Here is a 19,272-nt window from a genome sequence, read left to right on the forward strand (position 1 = left end):
AATCCGGTTCGATTCACCATGATAGTGATGAAAAACATCACTACAGAATGGTAAACCTGCCGAATCCGGTTCGATTCACCATCGTAGTGATGAAAAACATCACTACAACAACGCAATCTGCACAATCTTACCCTGAAGTGTCCAACCACGCTAACAGCAGGTGGATTAATCGTCACCAGACCCTACGTCAACTACTTTCACAGCCCACACGGGCATACCTTGAGGAGGAATTAACCATGGAAAACAATACAAATACCAATCGACGCATTCGCATTTTTGATACGACACTGAGAGATGGCGAGCAAGCGCCGGGCGCGTCCCTATACCCAGAAGAAAAGATCCGTATCGCGAGACAGCTTGCTCTTATGGGCATCGACACCATTGAGCCGGGCTTCCCGATCTCAAGTCCTGGTGATTTCCAAGCCGTGCAGCAGATATCACGCGAGCTGCAAGGCGTCGAGATTTGCGGCTTCGCCCGCGCGGTCAAAGCAGATATCGACGCAGCGGTCAAAGCTACGCAAGACGCTGCTTCGCGACGCATTCACATGTTCCTGTCCTCATCGGACATTCACCTGGATTTCCAGCTTCGCAAATCGCGCCAGCAGGTGGTGGAGATGGCTCGCGCCATGGTTGGCTATGCGAAGCAATTCGTCGATCGGATCGAGTTTTCACCGATGGATGCGACGCGTACAGGTGATGAGTTCCTTTTCGAGGTGCTAGAAGCTGTCATCGCGGAAGGGGCCACCATTCTCAATATCCCTGATACCGTGGGCTATGCACTTCCGGAGGAGTATGGCGCGATGTTCCGCAGAGTGCGTCAAAGTGTAAGAGGCGGCGATACGGTAGAGTATAGTGCGCATTGCCATAATGATCTTGGGCTTGCCGTTGCCAATAGTCTGGCGGCTATTGCTGCAGGCGTCACGCATGTCGAGGTGACGGTGAACGGAGTCGGAGAGCGTGCAGGGAACTGTTCGCTAGAAGAGCTTGTCATGGCCATTGAGACGCGGAAGCATTCGATGGGCGTGGAAACGGGCATTGTGACAAGTGAAATTTTCAACACATCTAAAATGGTCAGCCGCATCATGGGCTTCCCGATTGCCTATAACAAGCCGATCGTCGGCCGCAATGCCTTCCAGCACGAAGCGGGTATCCATCAGGATGGACTGCTGAAAAACCGCAATACGTATGAGATTATGGATCCAGAAAAGCTGGGCATCCCACGCTCCATGATTATCCTTGGCAAGCACTCAGGGCGCCACGCACTAAAGCATCGGGTTGGCCAGTTTGGTATCGAGCTTACAGGCGAGGAACTGGATTCACTTTATACGCGTTTCAAAGAAAAAGCTGATGAGCAGAAAATGGTGACAGACGACCAGCTGATGGAGCTTGTAGGCAGCACAGTTGATGGGCAAATGGAGCCTTTCACACTGTCGCATATGCAAGTCATTTCGAGTAGTGATCGTAATCGTGTTGCCTCAGTATCTGTTAGAAATAATCAGACGGGCACGGAGAGCATCTATTCCGGTACCGGTGAAGGCCCGATCGAGGCTATCGTTCATTGTCTGCAACAAGCCATCCCGATGGATGTGGAGTTCTCCGATCTTGAGCTGCACTCGTTGTCCACAGGAGAGAAAGCGACTGGTGAAGCAGAGGTCACCATTTCGGTCGGCGGCCAGACCTTCAAGAATACAGGCATCGACCAAGATGTCCTTGTCGCGGTAGCTAAAGCGTTCATATCGGCTTGTAATCAAGCGATTCGGATGGAAAATAGCGTAGCGTCCGAAACAACGGAGACGGTCATAACAGCTTCGTAATCAACAGAGTTCGTCAGATGCATCTGAATTGTAAGAAAACTTAGATATATACACAGCTTGTGAGCAAGGTTATGCACATGCCCTGTGTACAATGTGTATAACTCACAGAAATCTTGATCTATCAACCTTTTTAAAGGGGTGATGAAAGGGATAACTTTTTCACAAAAAAATGTGGGTAATGTGGATAACTTTGTGGGGAAATGATGAAAAGACAGATGGGTGGCGGAAAACGCCTCCCATTTTCTGTGGATAACGTTGTGTATAACAAAACGGGGATCCATGAAGACCAATTGAAATTATCGGAACAATTCGTCATTATTTTTTTGTGCATAAGGGGGATCTAGCAGGGGAGGATGAACGGTTTCGAAGGGGATTTTCAAGGAATGGGTGAGGAAATCTGCAACTCCTGTGGGTAACTTTGAACATTTTGTGAACTTGTCCACAGGACAACAGCTCGACCTGCCCGATAACCTATTAAACAACAAAAAAGTCCACGTCTACTGACGTGAACTTCAACTCAATCGAGAGACTAAGCCAACAATACTTCCCATTCCTCATAACAAGCCGACAGCGAACTCTTACGCTTATCAACCTCAGCAGTCTTCTCCTGAACAAGCATATAATCGTTATACACAGCGGGATCCGCAAGTTCAGCCTCAAGAGCTGTAACTTCCTCTTCAAGTCGAGCAATATCCAGCTCTAGCTGTTCCAGCTTCCGTTGACGACTGCGTTCTTCACGCTTAGCCAGCTTGTCCGCTTCATAACTGCCCCCACTAACAGGCTCATCTTTCACTGCAGCAACGGAAGATGAATTGCCGGCAGCTTTCTTCTCCGCCTCTTTGGCCAGACGCTTCGTTTCCATTTCAGCAAGCTCTGCTTTTTTCTCCACATAGTCATCATAATTACCGAGATAGCTGGTTAAGCCATCCTTTTGCAGATCGAGCATGCTCTCCGCCATTTTATTGAGGAAATACCGGTCATGGGAGATGAATAGCAAGGTGCCCTCGTAATCCATTAAGGCCGATTCCAGCACTTCTTTACTATATAAATCCAGATGGTTGGTAGGCTCATCGAGAATCAATACGTTGGCCTTCTGAAGCATGAGCTTAGCGAGGGAGACACGGGCCTTTTCCCCTCCGCTTAATGCAGCAATCTTCTTAAATACGTCCTCGCCGCTGAAAAGAAAGCTGCCAAGCACGGTGCGTATACGCGCCTCCTCCAGGTGAGGATACGTGTTCCACACTTCCTCCAACACGTTGTTAGACGGATTAAGGCCTTTCTGCTCTTGATCATAATAGCCGATCGTGACGCCAGCACCCCATTTGAATGTACCAGCGTCTTGCTTGTGCTGACCGATTAAGGTTTTGAGCAGGGTGGATTTCCCGACCCCGTTTGGCCCGATCAGCGCAGCGGTTTCGGAACGGCGTAGCTGGAACGAGACACCGTCGAGAAGACGTTTTTTGCCATCATAGGAAAGCGAAAGTCGGTCTACTTGCAACACTTCTTTCCCGGAAGTTTGTTCAATTTCGAAAGAGAAGGAAGCACGCTTCAAATCGCCCATGGGCTTATCCAAACGGTCCATTTTCTCCAACTGCTTACGGCGGGACTGCGCTCTCTTCGTCGTCGAGGCTCGTACAATGTTACGCTGCACGAAATCCTCCAGCTTCGAGATTTCCTCCTGCTGCTTTTCAAACTGTTTCAATTCAATTTCATAGTTCGCTTCTTTAATTTCGATAAAACGGGAATAATTGCCCGTATACCGTTTGGAGGCATGGCGTTCAATTTCATAAATGGACGTTACCAACGCGTCAAGGAAATAACGGTCATGCGATACGACGAGAATAGCGCCAGGATAGCCGCGCAGATAGCCTTCAAGCCATGTCAAAGTGGCGATGTCCAAATGGTTGGTAGGCTCATCAAGCATGAGCAGATCGGGTTCTTCCAGCAGCATTTTAGCTAGAGCCAATCTTGTCTTTTGCCCTCCGCTGAGGGTGTTGACCAAGGTATCTGGCGAGAACTGTCCGAAGCCCATTCCGTGCAAAATGCCACGAATTTTGGCCTCGATTTCATAGCCGCCATGCTCACGAAACCATTCGGAGCGCAGCGCATATCGATTCATGGTGGATTCATACTTTTTCTCATCGGAGATGAGGTCAGGGTCAGCCATCAAGGCTTCCAGCTCACGCAGCTCGCGTTCTGTTTCCAATAAGGCATGGTATACGCTAAGCAGCTCGTTCCAAATCGATTTGTCCGTGTTGAGACCACTGTTTTGCTTTAAATAGCCGATTTTGGTTTCCTTCGCTTTGAAAAGATCACCGCTATCATAGGACATCTCACCTGCAATGATTTGAAGAAGGGTAGACTTCCCAGCGCCATTGACACCGACTAGCCCGATGCGTTCCCGATTTTCAATTTGAAGCGTTATATTAGAGAGTACGGAGCGTACTCCATAGCTTTTGGATATGTTAGAAACTTGTAATAGCATGTTGCTGCTACCTCCTGCGTTTTAGATACATATTAATGTAAGAACCTATTTAAGTTGACCTTCAGTCGCTGTTTCAATCCCATCAAATCATTAGTATACACGAAGAATGGGGGCAACGCCTGCTTAATTTAGACATGAAATATAGGCGATTCGGCGGGGTCTCCGGTACGAGTATAGTTTTTTACTTTATTTATGTTAAAATGGGGGAAACCACTCCTCGCTAGGAAGGGCTGTAGCTTATGATGAACATCCGAGAGCGGAAAATAGAATTACGCAAGGAAATGGAAATACGACGTGCTTCGATTGTTGATGAGATACGTGATGAGAAGCAACAACTAATCAACCAAAGAATGGTGAAGCTGTGTTCGGATAAGCTGTTAGAACAGGGGCAAGTACCGTCCAATTCTCAGCCTACGCTGATGAGCTATATGCCTTTCCGTTCTGAACCAGATGTTGCACCATTAATGGAATGGTGCTGGCAGCAGGGAATTCGTGTGCTGATACCGAAGGTAGTTGCGGATACGAAAACGATGAACTTGCACATCATAAGCCGTTATGAGGACCTCGAAAGTGGTGCTTATGGGATCAGAGAACCGCGAAGTGATGTTCCCATTGAACATGATTTGGGCACGATTTCGATGATTGTGGTGCCAGGGTTAGCATTTGATCTAGATTTCGGTCGCTTAGGTTACGGCGGGGGCTTCTATGATCGCTTTATGCAGTTATTCGCTGCGCGCGGTTTAAAAAGACCTTTTGCCATTGCAGCTGCTTTCGATAATCAATTGATTCCTGCAGTTCCTTCTTCTTGGCATGATTTCCGAGTGGATGGCATCGTAACCGAAAGTAAGATGGTGTTCAAAACAGAAACCTAATATAGAGGTGATTGCAGTGCCCGATTCTTCACCATTGACGCATTTTAATGAACAGGGAAGAGCGCGAATGGTCGACATATCGGATAAAGACGAGACGAAGCGCACGGCCACAGCTCGCTCTACCTTATTAATGAAGTCAGACACGCTCGATTTAATCCTCCAGGGTAAAATGAAAAAAGGCGACGTCCTCGCCGTGGCTCAAGTGGCTGGCATCATGGCCGCCAAGAAAACGTCAGACTGGATACCAATGTGCCATCCCATTGCTTTAACTGGGGTCGATATTCAGTTTTCGAATAATGGCATCAATGAACTATACATAGAAGCAACTGTACGTACAACGGGACCTACAGGGGTAGAAATGGAAGCTCTAACGGCTGTTTCTGCCGCGGCATTAACCGTGTACGACATGTGCAAAGCTGTAGAGAAAGATATGATTATTAACTCGACACTGTTAGTTATGAAAACTGGCGGTAAAAACGGGGATTTTCACAGGCAAGACAATAAAGCGTGATGCGTCACGCCGGTTAGTGGGTTGATCTCATTCAGTGAACACAAGGGAGAGGTGACGAAGGATGCACTGGAAAGTTGCGATTTTGACAGCCAGTGACCGCGGTTACCGAGGAGAACGAGAAGACACTAGCGCTCAGGTAATCCGCGAGCTGATTGAAGAGGAAATTCAAGGCGAGATCATTGAGTATCGGGTTGTCCCGGACGAGATGGACGAAATTATGGCTTCGTTAATCGAAATGACTGATTATTATCAAGCTGATTTAATATTAACAACAGGCGGAACAGGTCTGGCTCCACGGGATGTAACGCCGGAGGCAACGCTCAATGTGATTGATCGTGTCGCACCTGGCTTTGCTGAAGCGATGCGCATGATCTCGATGCAAAAAACGAAGAAAGCGATGCTTTCTAGAGCCGTTTCTGGGATTCGTGGACGCACGCTGATTATTAATTTGCCTGGCAGCCCGAAGGGTGTTCAAGAAAATTTGATGGCGATTATTGATCAACTTCCTCATGCGCTTGGTATTCTTACAGGCAAAGAAGGCGATCACGGGTGAGTGGAGCTAGGAACGCAAGACAGGGCAAGAGGGTGACTCATGATGAGTAAAGACACTTCCATGCTGCGCGAGGTGAAAGTGGAAGATGCGATCGGGATGATTCTGCCTCATGACCTCACACAGATCCTGCCAGGCGAGTTCAAGGGCCGTCTGTTCCGCAAAGGTCATCAGGTGACGGAAGCGGACATTCCTGCCCTGCTGAGCATTGGCAAGGAACACATTTATGTGATGGAGCTGCAACCTGGCTATCTCCATGAGGATGAGGCTGCCTTGCGCATGGCGAAAGCCATCGCAGGAGATGATCTCAAGCTGACGGAGCCGCATGAGGGTAAAGTGAACGTGAAGTCGGAGCTTCACGGCTTGGTGAAGATCGATAAGGCGTTCGTGGACAGTGTGAACGCCATTGATGAGGTCGTGTTGTCGACGATTCGCAGCAACACGGTCGTCCAGGCAGGCGCTTCGTTGGTCGGTACGCGGGTGATCCCGCTGATCGTCGACGAAGCGAAGGTTGTAGAGGTCGAGCGCCTCGCGGCCGCTCGCCGTGCGGAGGGCTTCACCTTGCTTACGGTGAAGCCGTTTCAGAAGCTGCGCGTCGGCGTTATTACGACGGGCAGCGAGGTCTTCAAGGGCCGAATTCAGGATAAATTCGGCCCGGTTGTGAAAGAGAAGGTCGCGCAGCTCGGCTCCGAGGTTGTGGACCAACGTTTCGTGTCGGATGACAGCGAAGCGATTGTGGGTGAGATCCACGCGCTGCAAGCGCTAGGTGTGGATCTGGTGTTGGTCACGGGCGGCATGTCCGTGGACCCGGATGATCGCACACCTGGTGCGATCAAGGCGGCCGGCGCCCGCGTGGTCAGCTACGGCACGCCGATGCTGCCGGGCTCGATGCTAATGATCGCCTATCTGGGCGATCTGCCGATCATGGGACTGCCGGGTTGTGTGATGCACGACCCATACACGTCCTTTGATGTGCTGCTGCCGCGCATATGCGCAGGTGAAGAGATCGTGCGTAGTGACATCACGGAGATGGGCTACGGCGGATTTTATCAATGTTAATCCATTCCTAAATTATTTACTTACTTTTAATCATACGGCAACACATAATGGAGATTTACTTTTAATCATACGGCAACACATAATGGAGATGAAGTCCATGTTTCAAAATATTGGATTCACCGAGCTTCTATTGATCGCCATCGTCGCTTTAGTCCTGTTCGGACCTCAGAAGCTGCCAGAAATAGGCCGTGTTCTTGGACGTACGCTCAAGGATTTTAAGAAAGCTGCGAATGAGCTGATGAATGACGAGCCCAAAGCATCAAGTTCAATTCCTCCCAAAACGCCTGCGCCGATCGTGACTGACAGCCTTGATCATTCCCCGTCGACGCAAGCTGTTGAAATCGCATCGAACGCGTCCATTTTACCTGACCCCATTACGCCCGTTGCTTTAGCTAACGTGGCTGAATCGGGTGAGTCAAGTGAGGACGTGGTGCACGAGCCTACTATGTCGTCACACGTACCAGACTCGGAAAAATTGGCGGACGAAGTTAAACAACCGCAACCTACTGCTGTGAAACCAGCGGTTTCCTTTATTACAAACACATCCCCTGTTGTTGTTCAGGTCGTTGGTTCACAGTATGAAGCTGAGGAGGCAATCTCCTCATCAGACGAAACTTCCGTCTCACAAGCAGCAAGCGATGTGTTGTCTTCCGCTCCTGCACAAGCCTCGGCCCCTACCCCGGCGCCAGCGCAGCAGTCAGGCAATACAGGCAATTCCCGGCGGTTACCGGATTAATTTTTTGTTACGTAGATTAAGAAGTGGTTCAGCCTTGCAGGCTGCATGCACTAGATTAGGTAGGTGAAATCGGTTGAAAAATGAAGAAATGTCTCTTGTGGAGCACCTTGGTGAGTTACGCAAGCGAATCATGTGGATATTAGTTGTTCTGGTCATTGGCATGGTGGGGGGGCTCGTTGCGGCTAAACCTGTCATTCGGTATCTGAAAAGTATCCCCCCAGCAAAAGATATTGGATGGAACGTATTCTCGCCATGGGATGCCTTGCGGTTGTATATGAATTTTGGATTAGCTGTTGGATTACTGATTACATTACCGGTTATCCTGTACCACATATGGGCATTCGTTAAGCCAGGCTTGCGTGAAACGGAGCAGAAAGCTTCGCTCATCTACGTACCCTATGCATTTTTGCTCTTTTTAGTGGGACTTTCCTTCGGGTACTGGGTTGTCTTTCCGATGGCGTTTTATTTTACTTCGTCCATTAGCAAGAGTCTAGAAATTACGGAGATGTATGGTGCTGCGCAATATTTTACCTTTATGTTTAACATCATTCTTCCGCTGGCCTGTGTCTTTGAGATGCCCATCGTGGTGATGTTTCTCACGAAGATAAAATTGCTGAATCCGAAGCGCCTGCATAAGTTTAGAAGATATGCTTATATGCTGATGGTAATTCTGGCGACCGTTATTACGCCTCCTGATGCGATTTCAGCGATATTAGTTTCGGTTCCGCTCATTATTTTATATGAATTCAGTGTCTTCATGTCGGGCTTCATTTATCGCAAACAGCTTGCGAACGATGCCGCTTGGGAACTAGAGTTTGGTCCTAAATAAGGAATTGTATGAACATTGTCCGCCTTCGTGGCGGGCTATTTTTTTTCATTCAGATAGGGAATATTTGGTTATCATTTGGGTAGAATGAGGGGGGTGTCCACAAGAATGAAAAATGTGTAAAAGGACTTGCAAATTACTCCCAGAATGAGTATCATAAGAGGTGTTGTTAGCACTAAACACATTCGAGTGCTAATAACAAAGAAATATACCCAAGACCAATTTTCTAAAGGAGGCTATTTTTCCATGATCAGACCGTTAGGTGATCGAGTTATCATTGAAGCCGTTGCGAAAGAGGAGACTACAGCAAGTGGCATCGTGCTGCCAGATACAGCTAAAGAAAAACCACAAGAAGGTAAAGTTGTAGCCGTTGGCGCTGGCGCGTTGAAAGATGGCGTACGTGTTCCGCTTGAAGTAAGCGAAGGCGACCGCATCATTTTCTCCAAATACGCTGGAACTGAAGTGAAATACGAAGGCCGCGAACTGTTGATCTTGCGCGAAAGCGACATTCTCGCTGTATTAGCCTAAGTTAGAGCAGCATATAGATCGGCAAGACGTTTTACAATTTATATCTAGGTTTTTAATTAGAGGAGGTTTCCTATCGTGGCAAAAGAAATTAAGTTCAGTGAAGACGCACGCCGCGCGATGCTTCGCGGGGTTGATGCTTTGGCGAATGCCGTTAAAGTAACATTAGGTCCAAAAGGCCGTAACGTAGTTCTTGAGAAAAAATTCGGTAGCCCGTTGATCACTAACGATGGTGTTACAATCGCGAAAGAAATCGAACTTGAAGATGCTTTCGAAAACATGGGAGCACAACTTGTTAAAGAAGTTGCTACCAAAACAAACGATGTTGCCGGTGACGGTACAACAACTGCAACGGTTCTAGCACAAGCTATGATCCGTGAAGGTCTGAAAAACGTTACTGCAGGCGCTAACCCAATGGTTATCCGCAAAGGTATCGAGAAAGCTGTTAAAGCGGCTGTAGAAGAGCTTCAAGCTATTGCGAAGCCAATCGAAGGCAAACAATCCATCGCACAAGTAGCGGCAATCTCTGCTGCTGACGAAGAAGTAGGCGAATTGATCGCTGAAGCTATGGAAAAAGTAGGTAAAGACGGTGTTATCACAGTTGAAGAATCCAAAGGCTTCTTGACGGAGCTTGAGGTTGTAGAAGGTATGCAATTCGACCGTGGATACACTTCCCCATACATGATCACAGATACGGATAAAATGGAAGCAGTTCTGGACAACCCGTACATCTTGATCACAGACAAAAAAATCTCGAACATCCAAGAAATCTTGCCTGTTCTTGAAAAAGTGGTTCAATCCGGTAAACAACTTCTAATCATTGCTGAAGATGTTGAAGGCGAAGCACAAGCAACACTTGTTGTGAACAGACTTCGTGGCACATTCACTTGCGTAGCTGTTAAAGCTCCTGGTTTCGGTGACCGTCGTAAAGCGATGTTGGGTGATATCGCTGCTCTAACAGGTGGCCAAGTGATTACAGAAGAGCTTGGATTGGATCTGAAATCCACGACTCCTGATCAATTGGGGAGCGCGCGTCAAATCCGTGTTACCAAAGAAAACACAATCATCGTTGATGGTGCTGGTAACCCACAAGATATCAAGGCTCGCGTTACACAAATTCGTTCCCAATTGGAAGAAACAACTTCCGACTTCGATAAAGAAAAATTGCAAGAACGTTTGGCTAAACTCTCTGGCGGCGTAGCTGTTATCAAAGTTGGCGCAGCGACTGAAACTGAATTGAAAGAGCGCAAACTTCGCATCGAAGATGCTTTGAACGCGACTCGTGCAGCAGTTGAAGAAGGTATCGTATCTGGTGGTGGTACTGCCCTAGTTAACGTATACAACGCAGTAGCGAAAGTTGTAGCAACAGGTGACGAGCAAACGGGTGTTAACATCATCCTTCGCTCCCTTGAAGAGCCAGTTCGCACAATCGCAGCTAACGCTGGTCAAGAAGGCTCTGTTATCGTTGAGCGCTTGAAAAACGAAAAAGTAGGCATCGGCTACAATGCAGCAACTGGACAATGGGTAAACATGTTCGAAGCTGGTATCGTTGACCCTGCAAAAGTAACACGTTCCGCACTTCAAAACGCAGCATCTGTTGCAGCTATGTTCTTGACAACAGAAGCGGTTATCGCTGATAAACCAGAACCAAGCAAACCAGGTATGCCTGATATGGGCGGCATGGGTGGCATGGGCGGCATGATGTAAGAGGGTTAAGTACCCTTTGTATCAGTGCTTTCTATGAGATGAAACCCCGGTTGACCATATTTAACCACATATGTATAAGGTTGAGGCCTCACATTTCTATTGTGAGGCCTCTTTTTTATTTACACGGGGAAACCTCGATGAGGTCGATAAGAAACTTGATTAAATTTAGCCGTAGATCATCCTCTATAGCTTTCTCCTTCATCCTTTTTATGCAAACAATACGACTGACATACGTTTTATCAATTCGCGCATAAATAGGTCTTAAGACCTATTTATGCAGCACTATCTATGATACATAATGTATCTTAACTAGACTAATTATGGGAGGCATAAAGGGTGAGCATCCTACAACTTGCAAAAAAGAAAGTACGAAAATTAAATGTGATTGATGCGGGAATTTTGCTATTTATTTTCTTAGCTCTACTATTTGCGGCGTACAAGCTCCTGCTGGCTAAGGATCTCTCTCTTAGCTCCGAAAGTAAGCAAAGGGTCAGCTATGTAATTTACAACGCAGGGGAGAAGCATTTTGTGGTGAATCAAATAAAACCGGGGGAAGTCATTCGAAATAAGAAAACGAATAAAATCATGGGGAAAATCGTCAAGGTTGATAAAAATCCGGCCCAGCATTCCGTTCAAACAGCCGACGGAAAAATCGTGCTAGCCTCCGATCCGGAATTATTAGAAGCGTATCTTACGGTGGAAGCAGATATGAACATGACCTCGCAGGGGATAAAATTAAATGATTCCTACTTGCTGATTGGAAGTCCGGTTGCCGTTAAAGGTACGTATTTTGCTCTTGAGGGTACGATTGCAGATGTGCGAATCGGTGAACAAAAATGAGGTTCACGTTCAAAGATCTATGGATTAGCGTCGTTTTGCTGACTGTCGTTTTCGTGGTCTGTATGCAATTCAAGACGATAAATAGTCTCGATTTTCACCGGGTTACTGTAGAAGCCGAAGCTATTGTGCCGGAGCAGGGACTCTTACTGAGGGATAGCCTCCGCCAAGGAGATCGTATTTACCCAAGCAGCCAAAATGAAGCGATCGGGACCATCCGGAGTATACGGTTTGCGCCTGCACAAAGTACGGTATGTAATGCGTCCGGTATTTGCGGTCAAGAGGCTTCGAAAACTAAAGTGGATGCTTTCATGCAGGTGACCTTGAACGGCTATCATTCTCTGGACGGAGGAGCCTTGCTGAACTATACACCGCTCTACTTAAATCAAAAAATATTAGTCCGCACGAAACAAGCGCAATTTTACTTGACCATTCTGAATCTGAAGGTGAGCGGTAGTGATTAAAATGCCATTTTATCAATGGTTAACGTTGCAGATCATCCGATGGTTTGTTAGTATGCTAAAACTTACAAACGATCGTTCAAAACAATCCGTGCTCTGCGGCTTGATGAATAGCTTGACTAATAGCAAATCCGCTTATTTGTTTACGTCCCTCTTCGTGATTAGTTTTCTTCATCTTTATGGAAGCTATTTCACCTCACACGTAACCCCCTTGTTTATTTTAGATGCGGTAATCATCATTGTGATCATCGGCTTGATGTTTACGAGCGCGAAACAAAGAAAAGGTATCGTCAGCCATTCTGTTGCAATGAAAATTGTTAATAAATTATTGAATATGAAAATGTAAGTTGGGGTGCAGGACAGTGAACTTTATTTATAGCGCAGCATTGATAGGTAGTTATTTCTCTATTTCATGGAAAAATAAAGAATACGGTTTGTATCTATTCGCTTTGCTACTCCCTTTTCTCAACTTTAGAGAGCTGATCCCACTACTGTTAATTATGACCCTCATACATAAGCACGATTACGATCACGTCAAATCCAGATTAATTAACAAGATCCATCTCGCCGCTTTTGGCTTCATCGGAATCATGACTTTAAGCGCATTGGTATCCGCCGACGTCGTGGAGGCTTTACGCTATGTAAAGCCCTTTTTGTACAGCTATTTAGTCTTTGTCATACTACTCATCCAAATCACCGGGAAAGAGCAACTATACCGCTTTATCGTATGTTTGGTCTTAGCTTCGACGCTGGTGTCTATTCATGCCATCTACCAATTTGTCACTATGGACTCCATTCCTGATTCCTGGGTTGACGCTTCAAGCGGAATCACGAAGAGAGCTTATGCGATGTTAGGTAATCCAAATGTCCTTGCGGTATTTCTTATGATGATCTTACCGCTTACGTTTATTTTGGCCTACGCCTCTCGGACTTTGGACAAGCGTACTTTGTTTGTCATTGTGTTCGCTCTCGCTTCGCTCGCCCTCTTTCTGACCTATGCTAGACAGGGCTGGTTGGCGTTATCGTTGTCTTTCATTATTCTCGTGGCGATAATGTCCAAAAAGCTGCTTCTTCGATCTATGCTGATCGGCGTCAGCAGCCTCCCGTTTCTGTCCGACATCGTCACCAGACGGGTGCAATCCATTTGGAACCCTAGCTCGGACTCCTCGAGCCTTTACCGGTTGCGCACTTGGGAGGCTGCTTACTCAATGATTCAAGATTACTGGCTGACCGGGGTCGGGTTAGACTTCGCAACCTTCATCAAGGTATATACCCTTTATATGCTGCCGAATGTAGCTGTCGCTCATCTGCACAATATATACCTTAGCAGTATCGTAAGGAGCGGTTGGTTGGGACTGATGGCTCTTCTTTATTTGCTTTTTGTCGGAATCGGCGCCGCAATTGGGTTGATTTACAAAGAAAGACGCCGCAAGTCATTGGTATTCTACACTGCATCGGCTGCTCTATGCTCAATTATCGGTTTTTCCATAGCCGGATTAACCGATGAAACGTGGATAGATCAACGAATTAGCGCTTTACTGTTCATTATGCTTGCCATTGTTAGTCTCAGCCGTTATTTTGCCAAGGATAACGAATTGCAAGGTTAAATAACTTGGTGTTGTTTGACCGCATACGACTTTTGTACAAGCTTCGGGACTCAATGCACGTCACATAGCCTGGCTCTTTTCAATTTGCTTGGACCCCATGCCTGCTTGGCCCACGCGAGTCAGCCCATTTATGGGAAAGATAGGCATTGGTACACTCTCTGGACTAGGGTTAGACGTATACTATCTCAAACTAACAGAGGAGTTGACTCATCAATGGCGTTACAACCCAACCAAGGAAAACAATTTCAGTGTCCACCTGCTGACCCGATAATGACAGATCCAGAAAGAGTAGTTAGGGATTTCTACCATCCACAAAAGGTTCAAGTCATTCATCCAATTCAAATTGTGAATCGCCATCACTGTGTACCGGTATATGAGCATGTGTATACGTGTACCGAAACCGATGAGTATTGCGGAACTCACCCGCATCCGCATCAAGGCATGCTTAGGAAGTAACAGATAAGCACTTCTCGTTAAGAATCATCCATTGATTCTGGCGGGGGGTGTTTTTTTGTAAGGAGAATTGATTATATAATGGTGGAAGGAAGTTGACTGGGTAACGGGGGATAGGAAGCATGCAAGATTTAATTATTGACTGGCCGTATTGGATAGAACGGATTCGTCCTAAATTTGATAAAGTGATCCTCGCGAGAGGGTGGGCATATTTCAACGAAGGTGCTGTAAAGGATATTCAAGTGGAAGGTACCTCGATTATAAAAGCAATGGCAGATGGGACAAACCGATACAAGGTCACCTTGGATCTCAAGTCCTTCACAAGAAGTAGTTGCTCGTGTCCGTACGGCTACTATTGTAAGCATATGGCTGCGGTGTTGTTTGAAGTGGCGAAGCTTGAAGGCTTTGATCCGGAGGAGCTCTGGTTAGGAAAGATGACGGTGGCGAGGTTAGAGCCTGAAGAACCGCAGAAACCTAAGCATAAGACTAGGCTACCAGAGCCGACGGATAGCTGCGAAATATGGCGGGTTTATTTTAATAAACAATATGGCAATGCGAAAATTTATAATGCGTTTAGTCTAGAGGAAGTTTGTCTCCGTGCGTGGAGAGAGCTCAATAAACTGGCTGACACTTGGGAACCGACCATTCGAGGCCTATATGATGTTCAAGTGGCGTTATATGTGATCAAGCTGTGCGATACGATGGCGGGATCGAAGGCGGATACGTATGACTATTTTCAGAATACGAACTATTATGTCAAACGGGTCCTGAACCACGCTCGTGAGCAGCTGGTAGCAACGCTTCAGGTGCTTGATATTAATCAGGCGTACAAGCAGTATGCTGGACATTTGAAGGAATTATCGGCTTATTTGGCAGATCTGTGCGAGACAGGCTCAGGATCAAACCTCTACGACTGGATCGATTTGTATAAACTGTTATGGTCACAGTTATTTCAGGAAAAGGACATCCTGGAGTTAGAAAAGGCAAGGCTTAGACAGCTGCTTACAGATTCGCGAGCGAGTCAACAAGCACGTCAAGTCGCTGCGCTTGGTTCTATTCATTTGGATATTTGCCGAAGTGAGGATGAAAATGCATGGGAGCGAGCAGATTCGGGGATTTTTGAAATTGTACCTGCGTATTGGTTCGATTATTTGAACGGATTCGTTTTTGAGAGTCAATGGGATCGTCTATTGGCATGGTTGCGGTGGCTAAAACCAAAGATGGCGTGGAATGAGCGAATTTATGCGAGTGAATTTTTGAATTTTTGGCGTTTGGCAGCGGAACAGCGAGATGTAGAGAAAGAGCAGAGGGAAGTCATGATTTCGCTTTTGCCTGCGAGTTACGATCATTATGCGAAATTCCTACTATTGAAAGGTGAGTACCAAGAATGGGCAGATCTCTGTCTGCTTTTGGATCTAACGACCGCCCAGATCGATGCAGCACAGTTAAAAATCGTCGAGAAAGCCAATGTTCGATACCTTCTGCCGATCTATCATCATGCAATAGAAGCATTTATTCAGGGGAAAAATCGTCCCGATTATATACAAGCCATTAAGTTGTTGAAGAAGTTAGCGGCTGCTTATAAAAAGCTGAAGCTAACACCTCGTTTTGAAGCCTACTTGGGGCAAATCGTGAAGCAATACGCTCGGTATCGGGCTTTCAATGAAGAATTGCGGAGAGGAAATTTGATTCCATGATGACCTTGTCACCTATTTATATGAGAATGCAGAGACTGCCCTCAGGGAGTTTTGCTCTATATGGTGAAACGGAGCAGGCTAACGAGGTTCCGGGTTATATGCTGCGCAAGCTGCTTTTTGCCTGGCATGAACGCTCCTACTATGGGACGCAACTGGAAGTGACTCGGACTCCTTATGGTGATGCGATTGTGCTTTCTCCAGTCATGGCTTTGGATTACTTGCGTGCACCTGGTGTGCTTTTACATAGCAGTATAACTTGGGAAGATGGATTTGCTGTGTTGCAAAAAGGAGCTATCTTTCTTAGTGAGGCGCTTGAATCTGGCTGGTATATGCCGTCCTATGAGCTTTGGCGTGAGGGGAAAAATGGGTGGAAGCTTAGGGCACCAGTGGGGCACGTGGAGAGATTTACAGACCTTAGCTCGGAGGCGTTTCCGGAAAGCTTTTGGCAGAGCTGGTACAGTCGTATCGTTGAAGAGCTGCTGGTGACGGATCCAGACTTCGGATTAGCTCAAGTGTGGGATGGATTACTTCAAGCGAATAGGCTGCTGCGAGTTAACGAGCCAGGTTTCGAGGCTTTGTTGACGGAGTCGTCTTGGATGAAGGAAGAGGACTGGCTTTTGGCGATTGGATGGGTGCAGGACGATACGCCCTATCGAATCTGTGTGCAGCTCGTCGAACCTTATGCAGAGACGTATGTCGATGGGACGACGAACGCTAAGGATAATGCAGCGGACTGGCGTCTGCGATTCATTGCACAGGATCGCCGGGATGCGAACCGATTCGTTGAGTTTAGTTCCATTGGCAATGTATTAGTAGGTGAAATTCCCCTTGCTTGGCAGTCAGATATTGCAGATAAGCTTCATGAACAAACGAAACGTGTTTTGCGAATGCTGCCCGAACTTGAAAGTACGTATCAACCAGGCAAAATCATCGAGCAATTGTCGGATGATGAGGCGTGGACGTTCCTAACCGAATCGAGTCTGCAGCTGGTGGCGGCGGGTATTTCCGTATTTTTACCATCGTGGTGGCAAGAGATTCAGAAGATGGGTCGTCCTCAGTTGAAAGCGAAGATCAAAAGCTCCGTGGGCTCAACGCGCAAAGCCATGTTTGGGATGGATCAGATTGTGCAATTTGATTGGCGAGTGGCGCTGGGAAGTGTAGATTTGTCTGAGGAAGAATTTGGGCAAATGGCATTAGAAAAGAAGCGCTTGATCTATATTCGAGGCAAATGGGTGCAGCTAGATCCTGCGCATTTGGAACAAATTCGCGATGCGATGAAGCAGGTCGAGAAGAAGAAGGGATTTTCTTTCCGAGATGTATTGGAAATGCATCTGTTAGAAGATGAGGTTGATCTCGCTGCGGATGACGATGAGAAGAGGCAAGCTGTAGAGGTCAAGATAGAACTCAATAGTCATCTTCGTGCCTTGATGAAACAGTTGGGTCAGACGAAGTCCATCCCACTTGTGGAAAAAATTGAGGATTTGCACGCGGAGCTTAGGCCTTATCAGGTGCAGGGAGTGTCGTGGCTAATGTTCCTGCGAAGCTTAGGGTTAGGTGGATGTCTCGCGGATGATATGGGTCTGGGGAAAACCATTCAGTTTATTGCATATTTGTTAAAGGTGAAGGAGGAGTGGGAAGGAGAGGCGGGAGGAAAATCAAGAGCAAAATCATATTCAAAACCAAAACCCTCGTTACTCATATGTCCGACCTCTGTGCTTGGCAACTGGCAGAAAGAGCTCGCTCGGTTCGCACCGACTCTGCAGATTCAACTTCATTATGGAGCGCAGCGTGCAAAAGGGGAGGCTTTTGAAGCTTCGCTGGGGGATGTAAATTTGGTGATAACCTCCTATAATCTCGCACAGTTGGATGAAGAGGAGCTGTCAAGCGTTACATGGGATACACTTTGCTTGGATGAGGCACAAAATATCAAAAATGCTTATACGAAGCAGTCGCAGGCGATTCGTAAGCTTGAAGCGGGGCAGCGAATTGCGTTGACCGGCACGCCGATTGAGAATAGATTGACCGAGTTATGGTCGATTTTTGACTTTGTGAACCCCGGGTACCTGGGGACGTTAACTCATTTTAACCGCCAGTATGTAGGTCCTATCGAGAAGAATGGGGATGGCGCGAAGGAACTGACAGGGCGCGTTCAGCGATTAATAAGGCCATTCCTGCTGAGACGCCTTAAAAAGGATCCTGCGATTCAATTGGACTTGCCGGATAAATACGAGGGGAAGACGTATGTACGACTCACCACAGAGCAAGGAGCGCTGTATGAGAATGTTGTGCAGAGCTTGATGGAGAGGATTGAGGGCTCGAGTGGGCTGGGGGAAAGTTTAAATAACATTGAGAAAAAAGGCTTAATCCTTACCGCCTTGATGAAGTTAAAGCAGATTTGTGATCATCCGGGGTTGTTTTTGAAGGAGATGGCTGGAGCGAGTTCAAGCTCAGTGGTAAAAGCGGGGCGCGGCGCACTCGCCGCCGCGGATGTAAGAGCACGCTCAGCGAAGCTGGAGCGGCTGGTTGAAATGATTGACGAACTTAGGAGCGAAGGAGGCAGCTGCCTCATCTTCACCCAGTTCGTCGAGATGGGCCGCCTGCTGCAGGCTACGCTTGCGCAGGCGCTGGCTGAACCCGTGCAGTTCTTGCACGGGGGTGTTTCTAGGGCGAAGCGAGACGCGATGATCGCGCGCTTCCAGGACGCGACGCTCCCTGCGGAGGAGCGTTGCCACATCTTCATCCTCTCGCTGAAAGCAGGAGGAACGGGGTTGAACCTTACAGCGGCAAACCATGTGTTCCACTATGACCGCTGGTGGAATCCAGCCGTGGAGAATCAGGCCACGGATCGGGCTTTCCGCATCGGGCAAACGCGCAACGTGCAGGTGCACAAGTTTGTTACGCTCGGTACGCTCGAAGAGCGGATTGACGAGATGATCGAGCGTAAGCAGGGGCTCAGTGACCAAATCGTCGGCACCGGCGAGAACTGGGTCACGGAGATGTCGACAAGCGAGCTGCGCGAACTTTTTGCCTTACGGCGTGAGTGGATTGAGAAGTAGATTTAGGTAGTATCCAGAGAGACTATGCCATTCTTGATGGTTGTAGTCTCTTTCTGCTTTTTAGGCACAAAAAAAG

General features: G+C 47.3%; 17 protein-coding genes. 16 read left to right on the plus strand and 1 reads right to left on the minus strand.

The features are described 5' to 3' along the window. Nucleotides 1-236: 236 nt before the first annotated feature. Nucleotides 237-1,814 (plus strand): 2-isopropylmalate synthase, encoded by a 1,578-nt coding sequence (locus tag AC58QG_RS21960; protein WP_497364258.1) that lies wholly within the window; start codon nucleotides 237-239, stop codon nucleotides 1,812-1,814. A gap of 529 nt (nucleotides 1,815-2,343) precedes the next feature. On the opposite strand, the gene AC58QG_RS21965 is transcribed toward AC58QG_RS21960, so the two are convergent. Continuing rightward, complete coding sequence (locus AC58QG_RS21965) at nucleotides 2,344-4,299, minus strand: ABC transporter ATP-binding protein (protein WP_497364259.1); 1,956 nt, start codon at nucleotides 4,297-4,299, stop codon at nucleotides 2,344-2,346. Between the two features lie 239 nt (nucleotides 4,300-4,538). Here AC58QG_RS21965 and AC58QG_RS21970 point away from each other — a divergent pair, with 239 nt between their 5' ends. The 15 genes from AC58QG_RS21970 to AC58QG_RS22040 all read left to right on the plus strand — a co-directional run bounded on the left by AC58QG_RS21970 (nucleotide 4,539) and on the right by AC58QG_RS22040 (nucleotide 19,196). Beyond that, nucleotides 4,539-5,171, plus strand: coding sequence for a 5-formyltetrahydrofolate cyclo-ligase (locus AC58QG_RS21970; RefSeq protein WP_497364260.1), 633 nt, complete (start codon nucleotides 4,539-4,541; stop codon nucleotides 5,169-5,171). A 16-nt stretch (nucleotides 5,172-5,187) separates the two neighbouring features. Then, nucleotides 5,188-5,682, plus strand: a complete 495-nt coding sequence (moaC, locus tag AC58QG_RS21975) for a cyclic pyranopterin monophosphate synthase MoaC (RefSeq protein ID WP_441988339.1) — start codon at nucleotides 5,188-5,190, stop codon at nucleotides 5,680-5,682. Between the two features lie 61 nt (nucleotides 5,683-5,743). Beyond that, nucleotides 5,744-6,235 (plus strand): MogA/MoaB family molybdenum cofactor biosynthesis protein, encoded by a 492-nt coding sequence (locus AC58QG_RS21980; RefSeq protein WP_056608535.1) that lies wholly within the window; start codon nucleotides 5,744-5,746, stop codon nucleotides 6,233-6,235. 42 nt (nucleotides 6,236-6,277) lie between these two features. Continuing rightward, nucleotides 6,278-7,291, plus strand: a complete 1,014-nt coding sequence (locus AC58QG_RS21985; RefSeq protein WP_497364369.1) for a molybdopterin-binding protein — start codon at nucleotides 6,278-6,280, stop codon at nucleotides 7,289-7,291. A 97-nt stretch (nucleotides 7,292-7,388) separates the two neighbouring features. Further along, on the plus strand, nucleotides 7,389-8,027 hold the full coding sequence (locus AC58QG_RS21990; protein ID WP_497364261.1) for a twin-arginine translocase TatA/TatE family subunit: 639 nt from the start codon (nucleotides 7,389-7,391) through the stop codon (nucleotides 8,025-8,027). A gap of 88 nt (nucleotides 8,028-8,115) precedes the next feature. Next, on the plus strand, nucleotides 8,116-8,856 hold the full coding sequence (gene tatC, locus AC58QG_RS21995; protein ID WP_497364370.1) for a twin-arginine translocase subunit TatC: 741 nt from the start codon (nucleotides 8,116-8,118) through the stop codon (nucleotides 8,854-8,856). A gap of 243 nt (nucleotides 8,857-9,099) precedes the next feature. Further along, complete coding sequence (gene groES, locus AC58QG_RS22000) at nucleotides 9,100-9,381, plus strand: co-chaperone GroES (RefSeq protein WP_028553854.1); 282 nt, start codon at nucleotides 9,100-9,102, stop codon at nucleotides 9,379-9,381. A gap of 75 nt (nucleotides 9,382-9,456) precedes the next feature. After that, nucleotides 9,457-11,085, plus strand: coding sequence for a chaperonin GroEL (gene groL / locus AC58QG_RS22005; RefSeq protein WP_497364262.1), 1,629 nt, complete (start codon nucleotides 9,457-9,459; stop codon nucleotides 11,083-11,085). Between the two features lie 336 nt (nucleotides 11,086-11,421). Next, nucleotides 11,422-11,925 (plus strand): DUF4330 domain-containing protein, encoded by a 504-nt coding sequence (locus AC58QG_RS22010; RefSeq protein ID WP_497364263.1) that lies wholly within the window; start codon nucleotides 11,422-11,424, stop codon nucleotides 11,923-11,925. Then, nucleotides 11,922-12,386 carry a hypothetical protein gene (locus tag AC58QG_RS22015; protein ID WP_497364264.1) on the plus strand — a complete coding sequence of 155 codons (465 nt, stop codon included), beginning with the start codon at nucleotides 11,922-11,924 and terminating at the stop codon, nucleotides 12,384-12,386. The genes AC58QG_RS22010 and AC58QG_RS22015 overlap by 4 nt, the downstream gene beginning before the upstream one ends. Continuing rightward, complete coding sequence (locus AC58QG_RS22020) at nucleotides 12,379-12,729, plus strand: hypothetical protein (protein WP_497364265.1); 351 nt, start codon at nucleotides 12,379-12,381, stop codon at nucleotides 12,727-12,729. The genes AC58QG_RS22015 and AC58QG_RS22020 overlap by 8 nt, the downstream gene beginning before the upstream one ends. Before the next feature lie 16 nt (nucleotides 12,730-12,745). Continuing rightward, nucleotides 12,746-13,990: an O-antigen ligase family protein gene (locus AC58QG_RS22025; RefSeq protein ID WP_497364266.1), complete on the plus strand. Its 1,245-nt coding sequence runs from the start codon at nucleotides 12,746-12,748 to the stop codon at nucleotides 13,988-13,990. Between the two features lie 213 nt (nucleotides 13,991-14,203). Further along, nucleotides 14,204-14,446, plus strand: coding sequence for a hypothetical protein (locus AC58QG_RS22030; RefSeq protein WP_057315025.1), 243 nt, complete (start codon nucleotides 14,204-14,206; stop codon nucleotides 14,444-14,446). Nucleotides 14,447-14,565: 119 nt separating this feature from the next. Next, nucleotides 14,566-16,140, plus strand: coding sequence for an SWIM zinc finger family protein (locus AC58QG_RS22035; protein WP_497364267.1), 1,575 nt, complete (start codon nucleotides 14,566-14,568; stop codon nucleotides 16,138-16,140). Between the two features lie 20 nt (nucleotides 16,141-16,160). Beyond that, nucleotides 16,161-19,196 carry a DEAD/DEAH box helicase gene (locus AC58QG_RS22040; RefSeq protein WP_497364268.1) on the plus strand — a complete coding sequence of 1,012 codons (3,036 nt, stop codon included), beginning with the start codon at nucleotides 16,161-16,163 and terminating at the stop codon, nucleotides 19,194-19,196. Nucleotides 19,197-19,272 lie beyond the last annotated feature (76 nt).

Source organism: Paenibacillus sp. J22P169, from assembly GCF_059691995.1.

Bases quoted from the DNA above. Each gene is read 5' to 3' on its own strand.
- AC58QG_RS21960 (WP_497364258.1), top strand. From the start codon at position 237: ATGGAAAACAATACAAATACCAATCGACGCATTCGCATTTTTGATACG.
- AC58QG_RS21965 (WP_497364259.1), bottom strand. From the start codon at position 4,299: ATGCTATTACAAGTTTCTAACATATCCAAAAGCTATGGAGTACGCTCC.
- AC58QG_RS21970 (WP_497364260.1), top strand. From the start codon at position 4,539: ATGATGAACATCCGAGAGCGGAAAATAGAATTACGCAAGGAAATGGAA.
- AC58QG_RS21980 (WP_056608535.1), top strand. From the start codon at position 5,744: ATGCACTGGAAAGTTGCGATTTTGACAGCCAGTGACCGCGGTTACCGA.
- AC58QG_RS21985 (WP_497364369.1), top strand. From the start codon at position 6,278: ATGAGTAAAGACACTTCCATGCTGCGCGAGGTGAAAGTGGAAGATGCG.
- AC58QG_RS21990 (WP_497364261.1), top strand. From the start codon at position 7,389: ATGTTTCAAAATATTGGATTCACCGAGCTTCTATTGATCGCCATCGTC.
- tatC (WP_497364370.1), top strand. From the start codon at position 8,116: ATGTCTCTTGTGGAGCACCTTGGTGAGTTACGCAAGCGAATCATGTGG.
- groES (WP_028553854.1), top strand. From the start codon at position 9,100: ATGATCAGACCGTTAGGTGATCGAGTTATCATTGAAGCCGTTGCGAAA.
- AC58QG_RS22015 (WP_497364264.1), top strand. From the start codon at position 11,922: ATGAGGTTCACGTTCAAAGATCTATGGATTAGCGTCGTTTTGCTGACT.
- AC58QG_RS22030 (WP_057315025.1), top strand. From the start codon at position 14,204: ATGGCGTTACAACCCAACCAAGGAAAACAATTTCAGTGTCCACCTGCT.
- AC58QG_RS22035 (WP_497364267.1), top strand. From the start codon at position 14,566: ATGCAAGATTTAATTATTGACTGGCCGTATTGGATAGAACGGATTCGT.
- AC58QG_RS22040 (WP_497364268.1), top strand. From the start codon at position 16,161: ATGAGAATGCAGAGACTGCCCTCAGGGAGTTTTGCTCTATATGGTGAA.